This window comes from Marinobacter sp. M5B (assembly GCF_042604615.1).
GTDB lineage: Bacteria > Pseudomonadota > Gammaproteobacteria > Pseudomonadales > Oleiphilaceae > Marinobacter > Marinobacter salarius.
The window spans coordinates 1984710-2009165 of the sequence record NZ_CP156894.1 but is presented as its reverse complement, the minus strand read 5'-3'; the positions used below and the strand labels follow the sequence as shown (position 1 = coordinate 2009165).

Genomic DNA, 24456 nt, shown 5'->3' with positions numbered 1-24456 from the left:
GTTACTCTCCCCGTCCGCTGGACGTATCCAGTGCACGGGCCAAAGCTTCGATAAACCGTGCATTTTCTTCGGGCAAGCCAATCGACACCCGCAGATGCCTGGGTAGACCGTAGCCACCAATCGGCCTGACAATCACACCCTGCTCCAGTAGCGACTGATTGATGTCAGCCGCCTGATCGCCCACATCCACAGCAATAAAGTTGCCGGCAGACGGAACGTATTCCAGCCCCATTTCGTTAAAAGCGGACTCGAGCTGTTTCATCCCGGCTGCATTCACTTCACAGGATCGCCGCAGATAGTCTTCATCGCTCAACACAGCAGTCGCCGCTACCAGAGCCAGAGAATCTACATTAAAAGGCTGACGTACACGATTGAGAACATTGGCAATGTCCGGCGAGCTAACACTGTAGCCAGCTCGCAGCGATGCCAACCCCCAAGCCTTGGAGAATGTCCTGGTAACGATCAGGTTCGGATAGCGCTTGAGCAACGACAGGCCATCCACATAGCCCTCCCCCTGAAGGTATTCACAGTAGGCTTCATCCAGAACCACCAGAACCCTGGGGGGAATACGGGCCAGAAACGACTCGATCGCCTCAGCGCCATGAACCGTGCCCGTGGGGTTGTTGGGGTTGGCCACAAACACCAGCGCGGTGCGATCTGTTATCGCCTCCACCATGGCGTCGAGGTCATGGCCATAGTCCCTGGCAGGTACCGACACACCTTTGGCGCCGATTGCCTGGGTAACAAGCGGGTATACCGCAAAAGCATATTGGGAAAACACGACTTCCGAAGAGGCATCTGCAAAGCACCGTGTGATCACCTCCAGGACATCGTTGGAACCGTTGCCAAGGGTAATCTGAGCGGGCGCCACGCCGTATCGGGCCGACAATGCCTGCTTGAGATCAAACCCATTGCCATCGGGATAGCGACAGAGCTCGTCCAGGGCTCCCTTCACCGCAGCCAGCGCCTTTGGGCTGGGCCCAAGAGGGTTTTCGTTGCTGGCCAGCTTGATGATGTTACCGGGCTCCAGGCCCAGCTCCCTGGCCAGCTCATCAATGGGCTTGCCCGGCTGGTAGGGGGATAGCGCCTGCACGCCTTTGACCGCCAGACTTTGGTAATCAATCGACATTTCGACCTTCCTCAGTCATTTGCGTTTCTGTCACAGGACCCCAATGGGATAGGACCCCAGGCGCTTCAGCTCGACCGCCTCTTCATCGATCTCTGACAGCACCTTGCTGACCTGCGCATCTTCCACATGGCCCTCAAAATCGATGTAGAACACGTAGGCCCAGGTACCGCTGGGCGATGGGCGGGTTTCGATACGGGTCAGGCTCAGACCATGTTTGTGGAACGGCTCAAGCAGTTGATACAACGCACCAGGCTTGTTGCGCATGGACACCAGAATGGACGACTTATCGTTACCACTGGCCGGCACTTCCTCACGGCCGATGATCAGGAAACGGGTGGTGTTGTCCGGACGGTCTTCGATACTGGTCGCCAGCATTTCCAGGCCGTAAAGTTCCGCCGCCATGTCGCCTGCGATCGCGGCCGTGCCCGGCTCTTCCGCTGCCCGCCTCGCGGCTTCGGCATTACTGCTGACCGTGACCCGCTCGATACCGTAACGATGGGTATCCAGCCACTGCCGGCACTGGGCGAACGACTGCTGATGGGAATAAATGCGGACAATGTCCTGCCCCTGGTGCTTTGGCGACACCATCAGGTGGTGATGTATCCGCAACTGCACTTCGCCGCAGATCTTCAGCGGAGAGGACATGAACATATCAAGGGTATGGTTGATCATGCCTTCCGTGGAATTTTCCACCGGGACCACACCATAGTGGGCCGCGCCGGATTCCACTTCACGGAACACTGCATCGATGGCGGGCAAAGGCACGCTGACCACGGAGTGCCCAAAATGCTTGAGCGCCGCCGCCTGGGTAAAGGTGCCAATCGGCCCGAGGAAAGCGATGTGCATCGGCTTTTCCAGTGCCAGGCACGCGGACATGATCTCCCGGAACAGTCGGGCCATCTCCTCGCCGGACAGCGGGCCGGGATTGCTCTCCTTTATACGCCTCAAAACCTGGGCTTCACGTTCCGGACGGTAGAAGAATACATCCTCACCCGGGTTGGCTTCCATCTTCACGCGAGCCACTTCCTGGGCGCATTCCGCGCGCTTGCTGATCAGGTCCATGATTTCCTGATCCAGGCGATCAATATCGACCCTCAACTGCCCGAGACGGGCCTGCTCATCACTCATGATCAGCCCCGCTCCTTCGCAAACACGGTCATGTAATCAATCAACGCATCGACACCGGCTTCTGGCATGGCGTTGTAGACGCTGGCCCGCATGCCACCCACGGAGCGATGGCCCTTGAGGTTCAGCAACCCTCTCTCATTCGCACCTTTCAGGAAAGTACTGTTGAGCGCGTCATCTGCAAGGGTGAACGGTATATTCATCCAGGATCGGAAGCGCGGGGATATCGGGTTGGCGTAGAAGTCGTTCTCATCAATAAAACCATACAGTTTGCTGGCTTTACGACGATTGACCTCACCCATAGCCGTAACACCGCCCTGCTCTTTCAGCCATTTGAATACCAGGCCTGCGAGGTACCAGGAGTATGTCGCCGGCGTGTTGTACATGGAGTCATTATCCGCAATGACCTGATAGTTCATCATCGTCGGCGTGATCTTGAGCGCCTTGCCCAACAGATCCTTGCGAATGATCACGACCACCAGGCCGGATGGACCGATGTTCTTCTGGGCCCCGGCGTAGATCAGGCCAAATTTCGAGATGTCCAGCGGGCGTGACAGCATGGTGGACGACATATCCGCCACCAACGGCACGGAACCGCTCTCCGGCACGAAGTCGAACTCCAATCCGCCAATGGTTTCATTAGGCGTGTAATGCAGGTAAGCCGCATCGGTGCTCGTAGTCCAGCTATCCTGATCGGGAATGCTGGCAAAGCCACTCGATTCGCTGCTTGCCACGACATTAACCTGACCATAACGGCTGGCCTCGGCGATGGCTTTCTTCGACCAGATACCCGTGTTCACGTAGTCCGCAGACGTCTTGTCGCCCAACAGGTTCAGTGGAATGGTCGAGAACTGGCTGGACGCACCACCCTGCATGAAGAGTACGGCGTAATCATCTGAAACGCCGGCCAATTCCCGAAGGTCTTTCTCGGCAGTTTCGGCGATTTCCACGAACTCGTCACTGCGATGGCTCATCTCCATCACGGACATGCCGGTGCCGCGCCAATCCAGCATCTCTTCCCGTGCCTGTCGCAAAACAGGCTCCGGCAAGGTTGCCGGGCCTGCACAAAAATTATACGCCCTGCTCATCACTTCCTTCCTCACCGTCGACCTCTTCGGCATCGGTTTCGGCAATACGCTCAACACCCACGAGGCGTTCGTCTTCCTGGCTCAGTTTGATCAGGCGAACACCCTGGGTGTTCCGGCTCAGAACCGATACTTCGTCGGTGCGGGTACGCACAAGCGTGCCTTTGTCCGAGATCAGCATCATTTCGTCGCCTTCAAACAGCTGCAACGCCGTGACCAGGTTGCCGTTACGCTCGGAACACTGCATGGCGATAACGCCCTGGCTGCCCCGGCTGTAGGTCGGGAACTCGTCGAAGGTGGTGCGCTTACCGTAGCCGTTCTCACTGGCCGTCAGCAGAACCGCGTTTTCCTGCGGAATGATCAGTGACACAACATGATGTCCTTCCGGCATTCTAATGCCACGCACACCACGAGCCGTACGACTCATCGGACGTACCGCTTCCTCGTTGAAGCGAACGGCCTTGCCCGCCGAGGAGAACAGCATGACTTCCGCATCACCCTTGGTGATGGCCGTACCAATCAGGGTGTCACCCTCGTCAAGCGACAGAGCAATCAGACCATTGCTGCGCGGACGGGAGAAATTCGGCAACGGCGTTTTCTTGACCACACCCGCCGAAGTGGCCATCAGCACGTACTGGTCTTCCGGATAGTCACGAACCGGCAGGAAGGTGGTAATACGCTCCCCTTCTTCCAGCGGCAGGATGTTGACCATCGGACGACCGCGGGACGCGCGGCTGGCCCGGGGAATCTCGAACACCCGCAACCAGTACACCTTGCCCCGGTTGGAGAAGCACAGAATGGTGTCGTGGGAGTTCGCTACCAGCAGTTTCTCGACGAAATCTTCGTCTTTCATGGACGTAGCGGCCTTGCCACGACCACCACGGCGCTGGGCCTGATAATCTTCGACGGCCTGAGTCTTGGCATAACCACCGTGAGAGATGGTGACCACCAGATCTTCCTCGTCGATCAGATCGGCGATGGTCAGGTCACGCTTGGAGCTGGTGATTTCGGTCAGACGGGTATCGCCAAACTCGGTCACCACCGCTTCCAGTTCTTCACGGATAACCTGCATCAGACGGTCCGGATCGCCCAGAATTTCCAGCAGGTCGGCAATTTTCTCGAGAATGTCCTTGTACTCATTCTGGAGCTTTTCAGTCTCAAGACCGGTCAGGCGGTGCAGTCGCAGGTCCAGGATCGCCTGAGCCTGTTCTGGCGACAGGTGATAAAGACCATTACGCAGGCCAAAGATCTCCGGCAGATCATCGGGGCGGCATGCGTCTTCGCCCGCCCGCTCAAGCATCGCCAGAACGTCACCCGGTGCCCAGCCCTGAGCCATCAGCTTCTCTTTCGCCTCGGCCGCAGCCGGAGACGCCTTGATCAGCGCGATGATTTCATCGATGTTCGCCAGAGCAACCGTGAGGCCTTCCAGGATATGGCCACGCTCGCGGGCTTTACGCAGTTCGTAAATGGTACGGCGGGTAACCACTTCGCGGCGGTGCCGGACAAATGCGTCCAGCATTTCCTTGAGGTTGAGGATTTTCGGCTCGCCGTTGATCAGGGCGACCATGTTGATGCCGAAAACCGTCTGCAACTGAGTGTGGGCAAAGAGGTTATTAATGACCACGTCCGGGTTTTCACCGCGACGCAGCTCAATCACTACCCGGATACCTTCCTTGTTGGACTCATCCCGCAGCTCGGAGATGCCTTCCAGTCGCTTCTCTTTTACCAGCTCTGCAATTTTCTCGATCAGCCGCGCTTTGTTCAGCTGGTACGGCAGCTCGGTAATAATGATGGCGTCGCGGTTGGTTTTCTTGTCGTGCTCGATTTCATGGCGGGCACGGATGTAGATGCGCCCACGGCCGGTGCGGTAGGCCTCAACAATGCCGGCGCGACCATTAATGATGCCCTGGGTGGGGAAATCCGGCCCCGGAATATGCTCCATCAGGTCGTCGATGGTCATATCCGGATTATCAATCAATGCCAGGCAGCCGTTCACAATTTCCGTCAGGTTATGGGGCGGAATATTGGTGGCCATACCCACGGCAATGCCTGAGGAACCGTTTACCAGCAGGTTGGGAATCCGAGTGGGCAGTACGTCCGGAATCTGTTCGGTGCCATCATAGTTGGCCACGAAATCCACGGTTTCCTTGTCCAGATCCGCCAGCAGGGAGTGGGCAATCTTCTCCATGCGGATCTCGGTGTAACGCATGGCAGCCGCGTTGTCGCCGTCGATGGAACCAAAGTTACCCTGACCATCCACCAGCGGGTAGCGCAGGGAAAACGGCTGGGCCATACGAACAATGGTGTCGTAAACGGCCGAGTCACCATGGGGGTGATACTTACCGATGACGTCACCCACCACACGGGCGGATTTCTTGTAGGCCTTGTTCCAGTCGTTGTTGAGTTCGGACATGGCAAACAGTACGCGGCGATGCACCGGCTTGAGGCCGTCGCGCACGTCTGGAAGTGCCCGCCCCACGATGACGCTCATGGCGTAATCGAGATAGGACTGTTTGAGCTCGTCTTCAATATTTACCGGCAGGATCTCTTTGGCTAACTCACCCATCGAGAAAGGTTCCTTTGCATTTGCTGGAAGTCGTTTCAGGGCCGTTCAGAGCGCCCCATAGTTATTCTTTAACAAGCGGCCAATACTACCACATTCAACCCCTTAGCGGGGGATATGGCGGTGGCCGTCAGTCAAAAACCACAGTCTTGTTTTCGTAGGTAATCACACGGTCTTCAATGTGTGCCCGCAAGCCCCGTGACAGCACGTTTTTCTCCACATCCTTGCCCAGCCGAACCATGTCTTCAATGGAGTCGCTGTGGCTGATGCGGACCACGTCCTGCTCGATGATGGGGCCTTCGTCCAGATCCTGGGTCACATAGTGGCAGGTGGCGCCAATCAGCTTCACACCCCGGCTGTAGGCCTGGTGGTATGGGCGGGCACCCGCAAACGACGGCAGGAAGCTGTGATGAATGTTGATCACCTTGCCCGGGTACTTCTCGCACAGACTACCGGGCAGGATTTGCATATACCGGGCAAGCACCACTACATCGGCGTCATAGCCTTCTATCAGGCCATCCACTTCACCGAAAGCCTCGTCGCGGTTGTTCTGGTTCACCGGAATATGGTGATAGGGTATCTCATGCCACTCCACCATGCGCCGGAGGTCTTCATGATTGGAAATAACCGCCACGATTTCGGCATTGATCTCGCGGCTGTGCCAGCGATGGAGCAGATCCGCCACGCAATGGGACTCCTTGCTGCACATCAGGATCACTTTCTTGGGCTGGGCCGAATCAGCAATGTGCCAGTTCATATTGAACTCGCGGGCAATCGGCTCAAAGGCCGTGCGGAACTGGTCCAGGCCGAAAGGGATCGAGTTGGCCTTGATCTCATGCCGCATGAAGAACCACCCGGTCTGGGTGTCGGAGTGGTGGCTCGCCTCTGTAATCCAGCCATTGTAGGTCGACAGAAAGTTACTGACCTTGGCAACAATCCCCACCCGATCCGGGCAGGAAATCACAAGACGATAGGTATGCTCCATGGAAGCCTTTCCTTAATCTGATCCGGGATCACGGGCGCGCAATTTCACACCCTTAAAAATGACCGGCTATGATAGCTTATCTGAGCACCAGAAACGAGGCACAGAAACATGGATAGACACCCCCTACAGGTACGTACCCGAAAAGCCGTCGCGAGCCGCTCACTGGCCGCGAGAATGATGATCGCCCTGGCGCTGCTGCTACCTCTACAGCCGGTGACCGCAGAGGCCATTCTGGAAGGAGAGCGCCACCACCCGGTACAGGCCAGGAACGGCATGGTGGCCACCAGCCACACCCTGGCAACGGAAGTCGCATTGAACGTGCTGAAGAATGGCGGCAATGCGATGGATGCCGCCGTTACGGCGGGATTCGCCCTGGCGGTCACCCAGCCTCGCTCGGGCAACATCGGCGGCGGCGGGTTTATGCTCTACGCTCCGGGCAACGGCGAAGCGGTTGAGGCCATCGACTATCGGGAGAAAGCACCGGCCGCTGCCACCGAAACCATGTTCCAGGACGACGATGGTAACGTGGTCGAGAATCGCAGCCGCTTCACCCACAAGGCATCCGGTGTGCCCGGCACCGTCGCCGGCCTTGCGATGGCCCTTGAACGCCACGGCACGCTGTCGCTGGAACAGGCCCTAGCCCCGGCGATCAAGCTCGCGCGGGAAGGCTTTATTGTACCCGCACGCTTCACCGAGGGCCTGGAACAGGCGCGGGAACGACTGCAGCGCTGGCCGGCAACTCTCGCAACCTTCTATAAAGAGGACGGTTCTCCGTGGCAACCAGGCGAGCGATTTCGGCAACCGGAGCTTGCCGACACCCTTCAGCGTATTGCCGATCAAGGCGTCGATGGCTTCTATCAGGGCAAGACCGCGCAACTCATCGTCCAGGAAATGGAACGTCACGACGGCCTGATCACCCTTCAGGACCTGAAGAACTACCGCCCCAGAATCCGCCAGCCGGTTCATGGCACCTACCGCGGACATGATATCTATTCCATGTCACCGCCCTCCTCTGGTGGCACTCACATTGTGCAGATTCTGAACATTCTTGAAGGCTACCCGCTGGCCGAGTTCGGTCATAACTCCGCCGCCGGTATTCACCACATGGCCGAAGCCATGAAGCTTGCCTACGCTGACCGCGCGGAATACCTTGGAGATACCGACTTCGTGGAGGTGCCACTAAAGGGCCTGACCAGCAAGGCCTATGCCGAAGCGTTGCGTAAAACCATTGATCCGGCCAAAGCCCGGCCGTCGACCGAGATCAGTGCCGGCAACCCCGGGGCCTATGAAAGCCCGGAAACCACCCACTTCTCCGTTGTCGACCGCTGGGGCAACGCGGTTTCCAACACTTACACCATTAATTTCAGCTACGGGTCCGGTATCACCGTTGACGGGGCGGGGTTCCTTTTGAACAACGAAATGGACGACTTCAGTGCCAAACCCGGCGAACCCAACGCCTATGGACTGATCGGTGGCGAAGCCAATAAGGTGGAACCCGGCAAGCGCATGCTGAGCTCCATGTCGCCGACCATTGTCAGGCGCGATGGTCGCAACTATCTGGTTACGGGAAGCCCCGGCGGGTCCCGAATTATCACGACAACCTTGCAGGTGCTGCTGAATGTGATTGATCATGGCATGAACATTCAGTCTGCGGTGAGTGCCCCAAGGATTCACCACCAATGGTTGCCAGACGAGATCCGCATTGAACAGGGCATCAGCCCGGATACCGTGAGGCTGCTGGAGGAAAAGGGGCACAAGGTGGTGACAAAAAGTGCCATGGGCGCCATCCAGAGCATACTGATCGATACTGAAGGAACCCTCTACGGCGGTGCAGACCCGCGCCGCAGCACATCTTCAGCCATGGGCTATTGAGGGGCACACAGCCCCGGGAGGCATTATGTTTTTATCCGTTCAACTGAGCTGCTACCCACTCACCGATGACTACAAGCCGCCCATTCGTGCCGTTATCGAGCGGCTTGAAAAAACAGGGCTGGAGATCTTTCCGGGCCGCATGAGCACCGAAATGTTCGGTGAGTACGACGAGGTAATGCGCGTGCTCTCAGACACCATGAAATGGTCGTTCGAGGAGTACGGTAAAGCGGTGTTTGTGGCCAAGATCATGGAAGGTGATCGCCGGCCACGCTAGGGCGCTTTTGAGCCAGGCCCAGACACTCGCTCTAGTCTGGTGTAACTTTCAAAACACGTCCGTCAGCATTATCCGTTAACAGATAAACCGAACCGTCAGGGCCCGTTACGACGGCCCTGATGCGTTCGCCCAGCTCACCGAACAGGGTTTCCACGTCCGTTGCCTTGCCGTCCGCCAACCGAACACGATGCACCTGCCGGGTCACCAGTCCGCCAACCAACAGATCACCCTGCCACTGAGGAAACAGATCGCCGGTGTAAACGGTCATGCCCGATGGGGCGATGGATGGCGTCCAGTGCAGCAGCGGCGCCTCAACGCCCTCACGCTCCTCGAACGGGGTTACCCGCGCACCGGTATAGTCCAGCCCATGGGTGGTGACCGGCCAACCGTAGTTGGCGCCCGGGCGAATGACGTTGATCTCATCACCACCCCGGGGCCCGTGTTCATGAGCAATCAGCCGGCCCTGTTCGCTGTCGTAGGCCAGCCCCTGCACATTGCGATGACCATAGCTGTAGATTTCACCCTGGTAGGTGTCGTGCCCTGCAAAAGGGTTGTCGTCCGGCACGCTGCCATCCGGGTTAAGGCGCACAATACTGCCAATGTGGTTTTGACGGCGCTGGGCCTGCTCGCGGTAGTCGAAACCGTCTCCGAGGGTTAACACCAGCGTATCATCCGGCAGCCATACCATCCGCCCTCCATAATGAGCGCTGCCCTTCTTGGCCGGTTGTACCCGGAATAGTTCGCTCACATTCTCCAGGCCCTGCTCTCCCAGTTGCCCCCTGGCCAAGCAGGTGTGATTGGCATCCATGGTGCCACAGGCATAACTCAGGTAAATCTGTCGGCTCTCCTCGAAGTCCCTGGCGGGAAGCACATCAAACAGCCCTGCCTGGCCGGATGCGAAAACCTCCGGCACACCATCCAGCGGTTCCGGCATCAGGTCGCCGTTAGCCGTCAGCATTCGCAAACGTCCCGGCCTTTCAGTAACCAGCATTCGCCCATCGGGCAGGAACGCCATTGACCAGGGATGTTCCAGGCCGCTGGCCACAGTTTCAATCGTATAGTCTGTCGCCTCATCCGCTATGGCATCAGATTCAGGCAGAACCGCCCCGGCAACCATCAGAAGCATCGCAACAGGCACTGCCGAGGCATTGCCATTTTTACGGGGCAACCGGGAAACCAGAACGGCAAACAACAAACCAGAGAGAGCAGCCGTTACCAGCATGGCCAACAGTCCACCCATATCTCGCGTGGCAGCGATCAACGTAGGCATGGGCGCCAATGCATCCACAATCCGCAAGGTCGCCCACAATCCCACAGCCGAGGCAAGCGGGCACAGCCACAAACGGCCTGATTGACCAGCCAGCCGGGCCACAAGAGACGCAGCACCCTGAGAGAACAGGAAACTGAGCCCGAAGAGGATGGCGTACAAAGGGGCAAAGTTCAGAAGATCCTGAACTGTGGTTTGCAAACGGGTCGCCATACTGATTTCAACCCCCAGGCCTTCCAGCGCCTGGAGATTGAACTGGGTTTGCACAAGGCTGCCCAGCACGGAGCCCACGATCAACGCGACGATGAATGCCAGCACCACTCTCCTCCAGCCAACCAATGCTGCCATTACTTCTCTCCGGAAGGCTCCAGCTTGTCCTGAGTGCGCAGTTCGAAGTCACTGGCGTCGTGCCGTTCATGCAACTGCCTGCTCTCCTCGCCCCAGGTGCGGTTTACCATCAATCCACGCTTGACCGCCGGGCGTTCTGCGATCTCATCGGCCCAACGCACCACGTTCTTGTAGGTATGCGCTTCCAGGAATTCCGCCGCTTCATACACCTTGTTTTTCACCAGTGCGCCGTACCAGGGCCAGATCGCCATATCTGCGATGGTGTATTCGTCGCCCGCAATGTAGCGATTGTCGGCCAGTTGCCGATCCAGCACGTCCAACTGGCGCTTCACTTCCATGGTGTAGCGGTTGATCGGGTACTCGTATTTTTCCGGTGCGTAGGCGTAGAAATGGCCAAACCCACCGCCCAGGAACGGCGCACTGCCCATTTGCCAGAACAACCAGTTCATGGTTTCCGTGCGCGCCACAATGTCCGTCGGCAGGAACTCGCCAAACTTCTCAGCGAGGTAAAGCAGGATGGAGCCGGATTCAAACACGCGGACGGCCGGCGTGTGGGTGTGGTCCATCATTGCCGGTATCTTGGAATTCGGGTTCGCGTTCACGAAACCACTGCCAAACTGTTCCCCCTCGGTGATGCGGATCAGCCAGGCATCGTATTCCGCTTCCTTGATGCCCTTGGCCAACAGTTCCTCGAACATGATTGTGGCCTTCACGCCATTCGGGGTTGCCAGTGAGTAGACCTGGAACGGGTGCTCCCCTACCGGCAATTCTTTCTCGTGAGTGGGTCCGGCGATGGGGCGATTGATTTGCGAAAAGGCTCCGCCGCTCTCGGCATCCCATTTCCAGACTCTCGGTGGCGTGTAGGTGTCATCGGTCATTCATTCTTCCTCAGTTTAGTGGATCTGTTGGTAACAAGGCCTCACGCGGCCAGTTCCTGGCGCATCATGTTCAGCAGTCCGCCTTCGATAACCATACGGACCTGGCGCTCGCTAAGTTCATGCGTCAGTTCATAACGTTCGCCGTTCCGGGTATTTTTCGCAACAACCCTGTCCCCGGCTGTTAATGTTTCAACCAGCCCCTCAATCGATAACTCATCGCCCTGCTCGATGCTATCGAAGTTCTCTGGAGTGACAAAGCTCAAAGGCAACACACCAAAACTGGACAGATTCTGCCAGTGTATGCGCGAATAACTCTTGGCAATCACTGCCCGCACGCCCAGATAACGGGGCGCCAGCGCCGCATGTTCACGGCTTGACCCCTGGCCGTAATTGTCACCGCCAACGATCAGAGACCCAGTGTCCTGATACTCTTTTGCCCGTTCCGGATAGGTTGGGTCCAGCCGGGTATAAGTAAACTCGCTGATGGCCGGAATGTTACTGCGAAACGGCAGTATCCGGGAGCCGGCAGGCAGGATGTCGTCGGTGGAAACATCGTCACCAACCTTGAGCAGAACCGGCGCCTTCAACGAGTCAGGCAGCGCCTCAAACGTCGGCAGGGTGCTGATGTTCGGCCCCTTCTCAACCACCGTTAATTCCGGGTGCTTCGCCGGCGGGCGGATATTGCGATCGTCCACATAAAAGGTGCTGTGCTCGTCGAACACAGGATAGTTCATATCGAGATCACGAGGGTCTGTAATCACGCCGGTCAACGCAGACGCCGTGGCTGTTTCGGGGCTGCAGAGACAGACTTTGTCTTCATCAGTACCCGACCGACCCGCAAAGTTCCGTGGAACGGTGCGCAGGCTGATCTGATCCGTTGCCGGTGCCTGCCCCATGCCAATGCAGCCATTGCAGCCGGTCTGATGCAGGCGCGCCCCAGCGCTGAGCAGATCGGTAAGATGACCCAGTTCTACCAGGTTTTCCAGAACCTGACGCGACGTGGGGTTGATATCGAAAGATACTCCCTCGCGAACCTGACGGCCTTTGACCATCATCGCAGGAACTGCAAAATCCCTCAGGCCAGGATTCGCGGAGGACCCAATGTAGGCTTGGTAGATGGGCTCGCCAGCCACTTCCCGCACCGGGAACACCTTCCCTGGACTGCTGGGAAGTGCAATCAACGGCTCCAGCTTGCCCAGATCGATCTCGTCATGCAGATTGTAGGTAGCGCCGCGGTCGGCTTCCAGCCTCTGGAAGTCACCTTCCCGCTGTTGCTGCTTGAGAAAATCCCGCACCGCATCGTCCGCCGGGAACACCGTAGCGGTGTGTCCCATCTCCTGCCCCATGTTCGCGATCACATGGCGGTCCATCGCGGACAGCCCTTTCAGGCCCGGCCCGTAATACTCGATAATGTTCCCGGCACCGCCCTTCACTCCGTGACGGCGAAGCATTTCCAGGATGACATCCTTGGCACTCACCCAATCCGGCAGTTTCCCGGTCAGCTTCACGCCCATGACCTTAGGCATGTTGAGATAGAACGGCTCTCCACACATGGCCATGGCCACAGCCAGACCGCCAGCCCCCATTGCCAGCATTCCCAGGGAACCGGCAGCGCAGGTATGGCTGTCGGAGCCAAGAAGGGTCTTGCCCGGTTTTCCAAAGCGTTCCATGTGCACCGGATGGCTGACGCCGGACCCGGCCGGGCTGAACCACAGGCCGAACCGCTCGCAGGCACTGCGCAGGAACAGGTGATCATCGGGGTTGCGGTTGTCAGTCTGCAGCAGGTTGTGGTCAACGTACTGCGCGGACAACTCGGTTTTGACCTGGCCGAGCCCCATGGCCTCCAGCTCGAGCATAACCAGTGTACCGGTTGCATCCTGGGTCAGCGTTTGATCGATCTTCAGCCCGATTTCCTCGCCTGTCTTCATCGTTCCCGACACCAGGTGTGACTCGATCAGCTTCGTGGCAACATTGCGCGGTTGATTCTTCGTCTGTTTCGTCATCGGATGACCTCCATGCGAGCCAGATTTCAGACCTTCATACCGTTAACTATAGATCCCGCTGGCCAACCCTGTCGTCAGGACTGGGGAAAACACAGCTCCTTGCTTCGGGACGTCAGGCTGCTCCACTTCGGTTTGCTGGTGTTGCGTACTTTTTTCAGATAGGTGTTCACGTCGCTGAAGTGCTTTTCGGTGGCACCCATCCCGATTGCCTCGTCCCGGTGAACACCGGACATAAACATCAGCGCCTTATATTCATCGCCGCCATCATCAATCGTGCCGCTGAGCATCTTCAGATGTGAGGCGCAAAAAATGTGCAGGTTGCGTTTATCGTAATCGACCTCCTGGGCCCAGCCATTTAGGCTGAATACAGTCAGAACGACGAAAACGCATAGGGTTGGTTTCATGAGGCTTTTCTCCCGGGACCAACAATGGATGTAAGTGCGCTGCCACTGTAGCAGACAGATCAGGGCCCGTATGGGGAGATTAACTCCCTGGCACTTCGGAACGTTAACTACGCCTACAGCGGTTTGCGCTAATATAGTGATTACCTGTCGCGTTTACTGGACCAGGCCAAGCCTGAATTGGAGTCAGGGCAATAATAACAAGGGGGACTGCCATGAAACGAATTGCTCTCGCATCTGCCATCGGCATCGTTGCCGTCACGGTCAGTATTTCTTTTTGGCTGAGCCAGACGGATTCCTCTGCCGACATCGCAAACTCCATCAACACCTCCCCAGCTACCCAGGCACTGCCTCAGGAACCGCAGCCGACCAGCCGAAGCCAGAACAGAGGGCTTACAGCCGAACAACAGGCTTTGCTGGACAACCCGCAAACGCTGGAACTGGCCAACCGGCTCGACTTTGAGGAAGAACTGCACACCTTCTTTGCGAACGCCAAGAGCCTGTCTTCGGAAGAGCGCGCAGCGGAGGCTGCAATGCTGGAACAGCGCCTGGCTGAGTACGAACGCCTGGGACAGGTCAGCGCAGCAGAGAGCCTGATGGTTCGCATTGCCATGACAAAACTCACCATCGAAGACGAAGCCGCGCAGAAACGGGCGTTGCAAGGCCTGATTGACCGGCAGAATGCCGCTGCGCAGGCACGCAAAGAAGAATGGCTGGCCAAACCCAGGCCGGAGTTTGAAGCCTATAAGCAGCAGGAGAAACAAATCGTGAAAGAGGTGATGGCAATGGACAAAGTGCCTGCAGGAATGACCCGCAACGAGTACTTACGCCAGCGATTGCTGGAAGCCCGTGTGGCCGCCAACAAAAATGGCGATGCGCCTCAGTAACGCGTCGCCATTCCTATCGGCGGGTTCCCCGATTCCGGAGAACCTGATACCCAATGTTCTACAGAAGCTGATCAAGTGCCCAGTAGAGCGGATTGAACGGCTTGTTGTAGTCAGCCTGCTGATCGGTTTCAGAGGCCTGCATCACAGCACCGCTTCCGTTCAACACATTGGCCACAAAGTCATCCAGCTCCAGCCCGGCTTCCTGAATGTCTGAGTTGGCAAACTCAATAATTGTGGTGCAGTGGCTCTCGTTCACATCGCGGAACCATGGCAGGTAATACCCAAAATTATTCAGGTTGGACAGGGTACCCTTCAGGCGCTCTGTATCCGTATACCAGCGTTCGTGGATCAACGCCTCTTTGGTAGCCTGATCCGGCGCATTCTCGATTTCCGGATAGAAACGCTCGTAAGAATAGGAGGAGTAATTCAGATCCTGCCAGAAATGCGTATGCCCCATCCGATCATTCGGTAGCTCCGCAGAAAGGGCCGTATACAGTGAGCCGAGATCGTTCAGGTTCATCAGTGGAAGCCCGTCACTGAGGTATTCCAGCGGACCATTGGGCTGATCCAACCCCCAGGCATCACGGATAAACGACTGCAACAACACCGAAGGATAAGCTTCTGGATCCGCTCCGGAAGGCGCACTGAAGGCAGGTCCAGAGTCGTTGATCATGTACCCCCGGTTGGGCTCCATATCTCGGCGAGTCGGGTGATAATTGGTCAAACTGCCCAGGCCGCCGGCACTGCATCCGGTCGTCAGCAATTGCTTCGGCCGCTGCAGATTATCCTTCACCCACGAAATCGCGGCGCGGGTGTTGCGAAGGCCATTGTGATGCCAGATCAAAGGCTCCGCTTCCCCTTCCGGATCTTCGTACACGGCCACCTTGTCACCGGAGTAGACGTCTCCCGTGCAGTACGGGATATAAACCATGTTCCAGTTCTGGGTCTTGACCGATGTCAGTGGATTCAGGCGCACCACAAACGGACTGACCAAGCTGGCACTGGGGTTTGTCAGGTTCATGTAGTCATCGGGAATACCATCCGGGTTGCGGGCTCCCCGAATGCCCGTCTGGCCAGAGCAACTCTCGTAATCCCAGCAAGCGCCGCCCCCTTCCAGGTAGATAATCGTATTACTGGTGTTCGGCACGCGGTTCACAAAGAACTTGTACTCAGAGCCGTTACCACAGACAGCGCCGGTTTCGGGTGCCAGGGGAATGGTTTGCCAGGCGTAGTAGTTGCCTGGCGAAAAACCATCGTTGAACCCCGGCGGGTTGGCAAGTAAGGGGTAGTCACCCTGACGCTGAGCTGCAGTAACCGGGTTATCCGCTGCCGGTGGATTAACCAGATTCCCGAGTGTTCGCCAGAAACCATAGTCACCCAGCTCAGCCATCGCCGGGCCTGTTACGCCCAGTAGAATAAGAACAACTAGCAGTTGGTTCTTGATGCTCGTTTTCACAGGCATCCCTCCTTGATTGTTGTTATTGGGGCGTAGTCAATCATTGAGCTCACCCCTGAATCGAAACTAGACGTGACACTCTGTCATTTCAATGAATCCCCCTAGAACAATTGGTCCTAAAAAATGATAGGTAATAGCGTTATTGAAAAATGTAAAGGAAATGACTGAATTGGAGAGAACTACCTCCTCTACTGCCTACTTAATATTGGCCCAATGGGACTAAGAGAATTTTCATCACGACATAAAACATAACAATTTGGCACTATTTAGAAACTAACTTTCTGAAATAAAATGGATATTTAGATCATCAACCAACAGGCAGCGTTCAACATCAGGCGGCTGTAATTCACTTTTAACAGCGATTACATAAGGGAATATTTGATGCTGGAAAGCAGTTACAACGAAGTTTTGGTCGCCTGTTCTATAATCATTGCCGTTCTTGCATCCTATACGGCCCTGAATATGGCCAGCCGTGTCTCCAGCGCATCGGGCCGCTCTGCGGTTCTATGGCTGATTGGCGGTTCCATCGCCATGGGCTTTGGCATCTGGTCCATGCACTTTATCGGCATGCTCGCCTTTAGCCTTCCCATCGAACTAGGCTACGACGTCCCCCTCACCCTGCTGTCATTAGTCATCGCCATAGCGTGTTCTGCGTTCGCCCTTTATCTGGTGTGTCAGGACACGCTGCCCTGGGGGCGGCTGCTATCGGGTGGTTTACTGATGGGCCTGGGTGTAGCCAGCATGCACTACATCGGTATGGAAGCATTGCTCATGCATCCGTACATTTTCTATGTACCCTGGCTGGTGGGGCTATCCATTGTTATCGCCATTGTCGCGGCCACTGCCGCCCTTTGGCTGGCGTTTCGACTGCGAGAGGAAAGCAAGCGCGCCACCTTCGGCCGCATTGGCGCGTCCCTGGTTATGGGGTGCGCCATTATCGGCATGCACTATACCGGAATGGCGGCCTCCAAATTCCCGATCGACAGCTTTTGCGGCGCGGCCAACAGCGGGATCGATACAAAGTGGCTGGCTGTGCTGGTCATCATTGTCAGCCTTGCGGTGTTCGCCATTGCTCTAATTGTGTCAATGCTTGATGTACGCACCAGCCAACTGTCCAACTCACTCGATGACGCCAATAACGAACTCATAAAGCTCGCCCTGCAGGACAACCTGACCCGCATACCAAATCGTGTTCTATTGGGAGATCGGCTGGAGCAAGCGATACACCGAGCCGAGAGAAACAACGGTGAGTTTGCCGTACTGTTTTTGGACCTGGACGGCTTTAAGGCGATCAACGACATGCACGGGCACCATGTCGGAGATCAGTTGCTCAAAGAGGTGGCGCATCGCCTGCTTTCAAACAAACGTGAGGGAGACACAGCCGCGAGGCTTGGAGGGGATGAATTTGTACTCTTGTTGGAACCCTGCTCGCCGGAAACTTCCGCCGTATTTGCGCAACGGTTAATTGATGCCATTGAGCAGCCCTACGAGACTTCAAATATCCCCCTTCACATTTCCACCAGTGTCGGCATCGCGATTTACCCCCAGGACGGTAAAACCGAACATGAGCTGATGGTGAATGCTGACGCCGCCATGTATCACGCCAAGAAACAGGGCCGCAACGGCTACTGCTTTTTCGAACACGGCATGAACGCCAATGTGCACCTGCAGATGCAAATGCAGCGAAATCTGCGGCAGGCCGTCAGCCGCAACGAGCTGGTACTGCATTATCAGCCCAAGTTTGTTGCACCAGACGGCCCCATGACTGGCCTCGAAGCCCTACTGCGATGGCAAAGCCCCGATCACGGATTCCTGTCACCCGATCGTTTTCTCCCGCTGGCAGAGAGCTCCGGGCTGATCGTGCCCATTGGCAACTGGGTCATCGAGGAAGCCTGCCGGCAAATGAAGGTCTGGTACGATCAGGGGCATCAGGAGTGGAGTGTAGCGGTAAACCTTTCAGCGGTTCAGCTGGAGCATCATAGCCTGGTTGACGTGGTTCGCGAGGCATTGAGAAAGCACTCCCTGGATCCCTCACACCTGGTGCTTGAAATCACCGAAACAACGGCCATGTGCAACGCAGAGACAAGCCTCACCGTATTGAACAAACTGTCGGATCTTGGCGTGTCCATTTCCATCGATGACTTTGGCACCGGCTACTCAAGCCTGCTCTACCTCAAACGTTTACCAGCCAACGAACTGAAAATAGACCGCGGCTTTATTACCGAACTGGCCCAGGATAACGATGATGAAGCAATCATCCAGGCGATCATCGCTCTGGGCAAAACGCTGGATATGAGGATTGTCGCAGAAGGTGTTGAAACAGCCGAACAACAGGCACTGCTGACCCAGCTTGGCTGCAATACCCTGCAAGGGTATCTGTTGGCGAGGCCTGCCCCGCCCGAAGCGTTGCTCGAGAAGATTGCTCACATGACCAAACGTACGGAATCGGCTCTGGTTACTTAGGTGAGCGAAGCTGCGTGACGACTGTTGGCATCGCTGACAGAAGAATGCTGCTGCCAACTATGTTGAACTATGAAAACGACGGTGCAGATCACGCACCTGTTCGGCAAGAGCGGGAACCGGACCTTCAACTGCCACGTTTGGAACGACTTCTCGGATTGGTAACGCTCGTACGGGAGGTGCTGGAACTCCAAGATCGGTAAGCCATGCCGCCAATTGCTCGGAGGAGCTCACGTACACGATACGTCCCAGCCCGACCCAGCCGTGGGCGGCGGCACACATTGGACAATGCTCACCAGACGTATAGACCGTTGCTTCTGCTCTGGCCTCCGGGGTCATATTCGCCGCAGCCCACCGCGCAATCTCAAACTCCGGATGGCGGGTTCGATCACCTGAGGCAACGTGGTTGTGATCTTCAAAAAGTACCTGCCCCTCCGCTGCTACAAGCACAGAGCCGAATGGCTCGTCACCCAGCTCTAGAGCCTCAGTTGCAAGTTCTATGCACCGACGCAGGTGCTGTATCTCTCCATCGTTCACCATGACGTGCTCCTCGAATCCTGTGGCCAATATCGACGCAGAAGTGCGGGTGCCGTCCATCGGCCGCGTACTGATGCGGTTGATTATATTTTGCTGGCTTCGGCTTCAGGCTCACGCCCACCGCGCAACACCAAATATAGCAGCGGGCCGGCAGACACAAATACTGCTGTAAGAACAAAAAATGGGATGAGATAGCCCAACCCTTTTCCGCGACTTTTGCCATCCCGGTACATCCAGACACAGGCCAAAGCAGCGAGAATGTAGAGATCAATAACAACCTGGGCTGTGTCCGGGCTGGACATGAGCTGAACGCCAAAAGCTAAAAGCGACTGCTCTGCTCCGGCCATTACCCAAAAGGTAAAACCCATGAACAGACAGAGAATGATTAGGGGTAAAGTCGATACTCTCATGATCTTCCTTGATTGAAGTTTAAGAAATATAACGCCTTGGCTTTGCGGCGTACCGGAGCACCAGCATAGGTGCGTTCGACAACAGCCCCTGGCTAAGCTGCTTCGAAGTCCAAGCGATGAATACCATCCAGATTGACTGTGCCGCGAGCGACCCATAGGTCATACATATCTTGCATCGCCAACCAGCTCTCAGGAGTACGCCCGAGAACCTTGGACAGCCGCAACGACATTTCTGGGCTAATACCACTATCCCCTTTGAGCAGCCGAGACAAAGTAGAAGGTGAAACGCCCAGACTGGAAGCAAGCTGACGAGAACTGATACCGAAAGGCTCCAGGTACACCTCGCGAATGAATTCACCAGGATGAGGCGGATTATGCATAGTCATTAGTGATAATCCTCGTAATCAAGAGTGTAGGCGTTGCCGTCCTGGAACTCGAACGTCATGCGCCAATTTCCGTTAACCCTAATCGACCAGCGGCCTTTGTCTTTGCTCTTCAATGGATGAAGCCGAAAACCAGGGATATCCATGTCTTCCATTGAAGTCGCCGTATCCAGAGCAGCCAGTTGCATACGCAGCCTCTTGGCATGGTCGGGTTGTATGCCAGACGTGTGGCCGGTCGAGTAGAACCGCTTCAGTCCTTTGTGACGGAATGATTTAATCACAATAGAATGCTAGCATGTTGCGCACCACGCAACAATAGAGCTTAACGCCAGGCTAAGCCGCCGGTTGGAACGCCAGCGCAAACCGGTCGGCTTGAGCCACTGGTTAACACTGATGCAACTTTTTGATGTCTTCTAAAAGGTTTATCAATGACTCGCGAGAGCCAAGGTTGAATGCGTGGGTACTTCGATCCCACTTACTCGTAATGCGGTTCATAAGCTTTTTCGTAACTTCCACAAGATCACGAAGCTCATCTGGTTTGACCCCTGCTTCCTCAAATACTTCTTTGACCGTGTGAGCATTTGAACGGTGACCAAATGCCTTATTTCTGAGAATGCTCACCTTGACCCACAATGGCTTTGCTTCGTCCTTGTACAACTTTTCAATTTCTTCCAGCACCTCATTGGAAAACGCATGCTGATCCCGAAGCTCTTTGATCAAGCCAGGAATGTTGTATGTATCCTTGCGTGTTTCGTATAGCCGATACAGCTCCACCAGAAGGGCCACAAAGTGCGCATGGATAGAAGTTTGAAAGAAAAGGCTGTACTTGTTCATACCATCCACATATTTGGGACGGGTATCTTTGCCTTTGTAGACCCACCACACCTCGTAATTCAGTCCGGCAACTGTCGTAGTGTGTCGTAATTCTTCAATGTAACTTCCGATATTCTCACTCATGCTTCCTGCACCCACTGGTGTTAACGCCAACAGCACGCGCGGCTGCGGAATGGAGGCAAAGCCGCAATGCAGTAGACGTCGCCGTCCTGTGATTGTTAGAGATATCGCTGGTTGCGGCTGATATCCCAGTAAATTTCATAGATTGCCGTGGCTAGTTTTGATGCGGTGGAGTTTTTCCGCCGGTACATTGTGTTCTCTACGGGGCTACGGAGGACCTCTCCGTTGCTTTTAAGTATGGGCCCAAATTTCGTAGCTTCGGCGATCACTCCGAGCCATTTCTCTCTGAGTTGTGGTGGTAAATCTGAAGTTCTCACAACATTGAAAACTGAGGAGGCCGCGATGATTCGATGCCTGGCATCACCCGGATGAGTTGCGAGACAGCCAACAGCTGTAGTCAATTTTTCAATCGCGTAACTGTATGGGCTCGCCTCTGTCACCTCAGCCTCCTTGAACTTCTCACGCGCCATTCAGTCTTGAGTTCTTGTATTAATTTCTTAATCTGAAGAATGATTTCACTAATTTTCTCAGTATCAAGAAAGATCGCTTCTCCCTCCAAATACCACTTGAGTACTTCGCATTTGCTAATTTCCTTTAATGCTTTTCCGTTGTGGTGCAATATCGACTGTCTGTAAAGTCGCAGATCACCCATGATCGGGGCTTGAATATCATGTTTCTCTTTACCAAGCAGTGAAGCGATTCTCTGCCTGTGAAAATTTTCCCAGAACGCATAGATATTCACCGCAAGCATATTCCCCGCGAACCACTGGTTCATTCCACGCTCGGCATTTCTGGAGATGTATTCGTCATATGTGCATGTGTGTATTTCGACGAAACCGGGTTCACCCGGCTCACCTTCGGCATAACTATATACACACTCTGCCCCAGCTTCTGCTAATTCGGCGTCGCTCGCGTTATCACCACACAGAAGCTTGGCAAGATTGACCTTTCCCCTTTCACTCTCTGCATGGAGGTGTCGAAAGCCGGCTATGGAGTCCAAGTAGGCACCGTAAAGTCCGTCGACGGTATGCTCAAATTCAAAAATTTGCTTCATCGCAATCTAGGCTTGAGGCTCGTTAATTTTCTAACGCCAGCCAGCATGCGCGGCTACGGAATGGAGGCGAAGCCGCAATGCAGTAGGCGTCGCCGTGACTGGCCTTGTATGGATAATTTCTGCCAGTGTCTGCCAAACCAATGTCGGGTCATCCATCGGTCTTACCGACTGGCACCAGTTTCCCAAGCAAAGCTTTCGATGGATAAAGTGCGAGCGTCAAAAGCACAAAGTACAGAAGCAGGCTGAAATTAAACCCTAATCTTTGTGCTATCCACATTATGACTGTCGCGACGAACACCATTAACGCGTAGACAGAGAGACCGTTCAACAGGGTGAATGTCGAATCTTTCCCGCAGCTTTGACAGGTGTAGTTTTTCCAGCGCGAGACTCTCAAAGTCTCAGACAACTTTGCTTTCGCATTACAGTGAGGACAATTCACCTTGCTTCCTTAGAAACACATAACGCCGCGCACAACGGCGCCCTTAAAATGGAGGCGCAGCCGCAATGTAAAGGGCGTCCGGCGGCCATCGGCCGCGTACTACAGCGACTAGTTAGAAGCCGGTTCACCCGATAGTTTTCGATCCAAACCGCAGCTCGAATGCGAACACCAAAGAAACCCCGCACCTGCTCACGGTCCGGCACCGATACAAACCAACAGACTACCGGGCCAATTCAGAATTTTCGACGAACAGCCCCACAACCTGAGCACCCTGCTGATAACCCGATAGAAGCCGAAATTGGCTTCCAGTTTGGACGACGATATTGCTGGCCTTGGCAACGACGCGAAACCAAAAACTACCACACAATTTGCCGCCAAGGCCCATGCACCCAACCACCAAAAAAACTACCGGAGCCTTGGCTTATAACGCTGATGGTAACCGGCGCCGTAGCGCAGCGAAGGGAACCAAAAGCGGTACGCTTTTGGCGTCCGGTTGACCGACTGGTTAGTGGCGTATAGCAACATTGTCTGAATTTGGCTCACCATTCGAATTCGCTTAATGCACCAATGCTAATCGACCTCTGGATTTCTCCTCTAAAAGCTTACCAAGCTCCTCAAGCTTCTCTTTACTAAAACTTCCAAAGCCATGAAAGCCCATCATGAAGCGTAAGCCATCCAAGGTTTTTACCTCTAAAACATAGTTCATAGCATTGTTGCCCTCTGACGCAGTGACCCGCACGATTGTCATTGCGCCATCAGACGAGAATCTACTGTTTCGCTTTCCGAACCAGTGCTTACCCTTCAATATAAATATCGACCCATCCCTTTCCAAGGTTATTCGCTTATCTGGAACTAAGAGATAAAAAAGGCCGAATACCATAAGCCCCAAACCGATGCTTGCGAACCAGAACCAAGCCTCTAAGGCTGGATCATCCCAAACGAAAACAATCAAACACGCGGCAAGCAAGCCAATCACGCCGAAAATAATCGCGTTGGGTAAAATCGGACGGTCGAAGCACACGCTTTCACCGTTCGATTTGACCATTTTGTACATATCGGTCGAAAACACGTGTCTAGACCTTTTCTAAAACTCTCAAGGACAGAGGCTCACCGGCCGCTAACGCCGCCAGCATGCGCGGCTACGGAATGGAGGCGAAGCCGCAATGCGGTAGCCGTCGCCGTGCCTGGCATGGTTAGAAATTTTCACGGCCTTGCCCCTCTTTATTCAGCCACCTGAAAACTGCTTTGCCGTAGGATAAAAAATATCCAGATAGAGCAAAACTGAAAGCTGAAGTATAGAACGGATCCCACCTGAGGTTTGACAGGCGAATGACCCCAGACTGTGCCTCTGGCGGCTCATACATCATGATTGAAATAACGTTGACCATGAACTCCAGGGCAAAAAACACCGACACCAACAGGAGCAAAAGACCGATTGTCCGGATTACCAGCCAGATTGCTGACTCTTTTTGCATACTCGAGACCCTGGATTTATAACGCCTGCGTAAACGGCGGCTTTGGCGCAGCGAAGCGGAGCAAAAGCCGTCCGGTGGAGGGCCTTTAGGCCCGGAACGTATTTGACGCACTTGTTATGTTTTTAATTGCTCAACTTCTGCCCTTAAAGACTCGATATCAACATGCTTTGCGACAACAGGCCATTGCTTGACAGCGGAATCTAAATACATGGACAGCCCATACAGGATGCCTGAAAACGATGCGATGAATGGAAGGTACAATCCTTTAAAATCCTGAAAATAGAGAACGAAGCTGAACAGGAAGCCAACCCATGCTGTTAGCGCCAGGAAAAGGCTTTTCTTCTTGAGTTTCGCTCGATGAGAGACTGGATCTTCAAGAGCGGAAAGAACGCCCAGCAATGTTTTAAGTTTTAGTTGATTGCTCATTTCAATCCTAGGAAACATAACGCCGAGCACACCGGCGCCACGCCA

Annotated in this window: 23 protein-coding genes; 4 read left to right on the top strand and 19 right to left on the bottom strand. The window is 55.2% G+C overall.

The genetic code is table 11. The annotated features are described in order from the left end of the window. Nucleotide 1: 1 nt before the first annotated feature. The 5 genes from hisC to purU all read right to left on the bottom strand — a co-directional run bounded on the left by hisC (nt 2) and on the right by purU (nt 6887). Nucleotides 2-1129, bottom strand: coding sequence for a histidinol-phosphate transaminase (gene hisC, locus AAGD24_RS09060; RefSeq protein ID WP_379867182.1), 1128 nt, complete (start codon nt 1127-1129; stop codon nt 2-4). 30 nt (nt 1130-1159) lie between these two features. Then, nucleotides 1160-2257 (bottom strand): prephenate dehydratase, encoded by a 1098-nt coding sequence (gene pheA / locus AAGD24_RS09055; RefSeq protein WP_075196914.1) that lies wholly within the window; start codon nt 2255-2257, stop codon nt 1160-1162. A 2-nt stretch (nt 2258-2259) separates the two neighbouring features. Next, a complete protein-coding gene (serC, locus tag AAGD24_RS09050) occupies nt 2260-3342 on the bottom strand; it encodes a 3-phosphoserine/phosphohydroxythreonine transaminase (RefSeq protein ID WP_273624171.1) in 1083 nt (360 codons plus the stop codon). Next, nucleotides 3326-5905 (bottom strand): DNA gyrase subunit A, encoded by a 2580-nt coding sequence (gene gyrA, locus AAGD24_RS09045; RefSeq protein WP_036208563.1) that lies wholly within the window; start codon nt 5903-5905, stop codon nt 3326-3328. Before gyrA ends, serC begins: the two co-directional genes overlap by 17 nt. Before the next feature lie 127 nt (nt 5906-6032). Next, on the bottom strand, nt 6033-6887 hold the full coding sequence (gene purU / locus AAGD24_RS09040; protein ID WP_273624172.1) for a formyltetrahydrofolate deformylase: 855 nt from the start codon (nt 6885-6887) through the stop codon (nt 6033-6035). Nucleotides 6888-7061: 174 nt separating this feature from the next. Here purU and ggt point away from each other — a divergent pair, with 174 nt between their 5' ends. Together ggt and AAGD24_RS09030 are read left to right on the top strand one after the other, a co-directional pair. Then, entirely contained in the window at nt 7062-8759 is a 1698-nt protein-coding gene (gene ggt, locus AAGD24_RS09035; protein ID WP_379867320.1) for a gamma-glutamyltransferase, read from the top strand. Nucleotides 8760-8784: 25 nt separating this feature from the next. Continuing rightward, nucleotides 8785-9033 (top strand): thiamine-binding protein, encoded by a 249-nt coding sequence (locus AAGD24_RS09030; protein ID WP_036206861.1) that lies wholly within the window; start codon nt 8785-8787, stop codon nt 9031-9033. 31 nt (nt 9034-9064) lie between these two features. Here AAGD24_RS09030 and AAGD24_RS09025 read toward each other — a convergent pair whose 3' ends face one another. The 4 genes from AAGD24_RS09025 to AAGD24_RS09010 all read right to left on the bottom strand — a co-directional run bounded on the left by AAGD24_RS09025 (nt 9065) and on the right by AAGD24_RS09010 (nt 13933). Further along, entirely contained in the window at nt 9065-10648 is a 1584-nt protein-coding gene (locus tag AAGD24_RS09025) for a PQQ-dependent sugar dehydrogenase (protein ID WP_127400999.1), read from the bottom strand. Next, complete coding sequence (gene yghU / locus AAGD24_RS09020; protein ID WP_036206857.1) at nt 10648-11526, bottom strand: glutathione-dependent disulfide-bond oxidoreductase; 879 nt, start codon at nt 11524-11526, stop codon at nt 10648-10650. The genes AAGD24_RS09025 and yghU overlap by 1 nt, the downstream gene beginning before the upstream one ends. Nucleotides 11527-11567: 41 nt before the next feature. Continuing rightward, nucleotides 11568-13529: an aconitate hydratase gene (locus AAGD24_RS09015; RefSeq protein ID WP_379867177.1), complete on the bottom strand. Its 1962-nt coding sequence runs from the start codon at nt 13527-13529 to the stop codon at nt 11568-11570. A gap of 74 nt (nt 13530-13603) precedes the next feature. Next, nucleotides 13604-13933, bottom strand: a complete 330-nt coding sequence (locus AAGD24_RS09010) for a hypothetical protein (RefSeq protein WP_036206835.1) — start codon at nt 13931-13933, stop codon at nt 13604-13606. A gap of 212 nt (nt 13934-14145) precedes the next feature. Between AAGD24_RS09010 and AAGD24_RS09005 the strand changes: the two genes are divergently transcribed. Beyond that, nucleotides 14146-14817, top strand: coding sequence for a hypothetical protein (locus tag AAGD24_RS09005; RefSeq protein ID WP_379867175.1), 672 nt, complete (start codon nt 14146-14148; stop codon nt 14815-14817). A gap of 58 nt (nt 14818-14875) precedes the next feature. On the opposite strand, the gene AAGD24_RS09000 is transcribed toward AAGD24_RS09005, so the two are convergent. After that, nucleotides 14876-16279, bottom strand: a complete 1404-nt coding sequence (locus AAGD24_RS09000; protein ID WP_085681033.1) for a pectin acetylesterase-family hydrolase — start codon at nt 16277-16279, stop codon at nt 14876-14878. Nucleotides 16280-16654: 375 nt separating this feature from the next. On the opposite strand from AAGD24_RS09000, the gene AAGD24_RS08995 reads away from it, so the two are divergent. Next, nucleotides 16655-18736: an EAL domain-containing protein gene (locus tag AAGD24_RS08995; RefSeq protein ID WP_379867173.1), complete on the top strand. Its 2082-nt coding sequence runs from the start codon at nt 16655-16657 to the stop codon at nt 18734-18736. A gap of 57 nt (nt 18737-18793) precedes the next feature. On the opposite strand, the gene AAGD24_RS08990 is transcribed toward AAGD24_RS08995, so the two are convergent. From AAGD24_RS08990 to AAGD24_RS08950, 9 genes are all read right to left on the bottom strand, one after another. Then, the gene (locus AAGD24_RS08990) at nt 18794-19273 is read right to left on the bottom strand and encodes a nucleoside deaminase (RefSeq protein WP_036206828.1); all 480 of its coding nucleotides are present in this window, start codon (nt 19271-19273) and stop codon (nt 18794-18796) included. Nucleotides 19274-19353: 80 nt separating this feature from the next. Continuing rightward, nucleotides 19354-19680 (bottom strand): DUF2834 domain-containing protein, encoded by a 327-nt coding sequence (locus AAGD24_RS08985; RefSeq protein WP_041333076.1) that lies wholly within the window; start codon nt 19678-19680, stop codon nt 19354-19356. Between the two features lie 92 nt (nt 19681-19772). Continuing rightward, complete coding sequence (locus tag AAGD24_RS08980; RefSeq protein ID WP_023012140.1) at nt 19773-20066, bottom strand: HigA family addiction module antitoxin; 294 nt, start codon at nt 20064-20066, stop codon at nt 19773-19775. Further along, nucleotides 20066-20344: a type II toxin-antitoxin system RelE/ParE family toxin gene (locus tag AAGD24_RS08975; RefSeq protein WP_379867170.1), complete on the bottom strand. Its 279-nt coding sequence runs from the start codon at nt 20342-20344 to the stop codon at nt 20066-20068. Before AAGD24_RS08975 ends, AAGD24_RS08980 begins: the two co-directional genes overlap by 1 nt. Nucleotides 20345-20447: 103 nt before the next feature. After that, nucleotides 20448-21020 carry a hypothetical protein gene (locus AAGD24_RS08970; RefSeq protein ID WP_379867168.1) on the bottom strand — a complete coding sequence of 191 codons (573 nt, stop codon included), beginning with the start codon at nt 21018-21020 and terminating at the stop codon, nt 20448-20450. Nucleotides 21021-21453: 433 nt separating this feature from the next. Continuing rightward, nucleotides 21454-22017 (bottom strand): hypothetical protein, encoded by a 564-nt coding sequence (locus AAGD24_RS08965; protein WP_379867166.1) that lies wholly within the window; start codon nt 22015-22017, stop codon nt 21454-21456. 1049 nt (nt 22018-23066) lie between these two features. Beyond that, nucleotides 23067-23579, bottom strand: a complete 513-nt coding sequence (locus AAGD24_RS08960) for a hypothetical protein (RefSeq protein ID WP_091644687.1) — start codon at nt 23577-23579, stop codon at nt 23067-23069. A gap of 124 nt (nt 23580-23703) precedes the next feature. Beyond that, entirely contained in the window at nt 23704-23985 is a 282-nt protein-coding gene (locus AAGD24_RS08955) for a hypothetical protein (protein WP_379867164.1), read from the bottom strand. Between the two features lie 114 nt (nt 23986-24099). Beyond that, a complete protein-coding gene (locus tag AAGD24_RS08950) occupies nt 24100-24411 on the bottom strand; it encodes a hypothetical protein (protein WP_379867162.1) in 312 nt (103 codons plus the stop codon). Between the last annotated feature and the right edge of the window lie 45 nt (nt 24412-24456).

Bases quoted from the DNA above. Each gene is read 5' to 3' on its own strand.
- AAGD24_RS09005 (WP_379867175.1), top strand. From the start codon at position 14,146: ATGAAACGAATTGCTCTCGCATCTGCCATCGGCATCGTTGCCGTCACG.
- AAGD24_RS08980 (WP_023012140.1), bottom strand. From the start codon at position 20,066: ATGACTATGCATAATCCGCCTCATCCTGGTGAATTCATTCGCGAGGTG.
- AAGD24_RS09010 (WP_036206835.1), bottom strand. From the start codon at position 13,933: ATGAAACCAACCCTATGCGTTTTCGTCGTTCTGACTGTATTCAGCCTA.
- AAGD24_RS08990 (WP_036206828.1), bottom strand. From the start codon at position 19,273: ATGGTGAACGATGGAGAGATACAGCACCTGCGTCGGTGCATAGAACTT.
- AAGD24_RS09030 (WP_036206861.1), top strand. From the start codon at position 8,785: ATGTTTTTATCCGTTCAACTGAGCTGCTACCCACTCACCGATGACTAC.
- pheA (WP_075196914.1), bottom strand. From the start codon at position 2,257: ATGAGTGATGAGCAGGCCCGTCTCGGGCAGTTGAGGGTCGATATTGAT.
- purU (WP_273624172.1), bottom strand. From the start codon at position 6,887: ATGGAGCATACCTATCGTCTTGTGATTTCCTGCCCGGATCGGGTGGGG.
- AAGD24_RS08995 (WP_379867173.1), top strand. From the start codon at position 16,655: ATGCTGGAAAGCAGTTACAACGAAGTTTTGGTCGCCTGTTCTATAATC.
- AAGD24_RS09015 (WP_379867177.1), bottom strand. From the start codon at position 13,529: ATGACGAAACAGACGAAGAATCAACCGCGCAATGTTGCCACGAAGCTG.
- hisC (WP_379867182.1), bottom strand. From the start codon at position 1,129: ATGTCGATTGATTACCAAAGTCTGGCGGTCAAAGGCGTGCAGGCGCTA.
- ggt (WP_379867320.1), top strand. From the start codon at position 7,062: ATGATGATCGCCCTGGCGCTGCTGCTACCTCTACAGCCGGTGACCGCA.
- yghU (WP_036206857.1), bottom strand. From the start codon at position 11,526: ATGACCGATGACACCTACACGCCACCGAGAGTCTGGAAATGGGATGCC.
- AAGD24_RS09025 (WP_127400999.1), bottom strand. From the start codon at position 10,648: ATGGCAGCATTGGTTGGCTGGAGGAGAGTGGTGCTGGCATTCATCGTC.
- AAGD24_RS08950 (WP_379867162.1), bottom strand. From the start codon at position 24,411: ATGAGCAATCAACTAAAACTTAAAACATTGCTGGGCGTTCTTTCCGCT.
- AAGD24_RS08955 (WP_379867164.1), bottom strand. From the start codon at position 23,985: ATGCAAAAAGAGTCAGCAATCTGGCTGGTAATCCGGACAATCGGTCTT.
- gyrA (WP_036208563.1), bottom strand. From the start codon at position 5,905: ATGGGTGAGTTAGCCAAAGAGATCCTGCCGGTAAATATTGAAGACGAG.
- AAGD24_RS08970 (WP_379867168.1), bottom strand. From the start codon at position 21,020: ATGAGTGAGAATATCGGAAGTTACATTGAAGAATTACGACACACTACG.
- AAGD24_RS09000 (WP_085681033.1), bottom strand. From the start codon at position 16,279: ATGCCTGTGAAAACGAGCATCAAGAACCAACTGCTAGTTGTTCTTATT.
- serC (WP_273624171.1), bottom strand. From the start codon at position 3,342: ATGAGCAGGGCGTATAATTTTTGTGCAGGCCCGGCAACCTTGCCGGAG.
- AAGD24_RS08985 (WP_041333076.1), bottom strand. From the start codon at position 19,680: ATGAGAGTATCGACTTTACCCCTAATCATTCTCTGTCTGTTCATGGGT.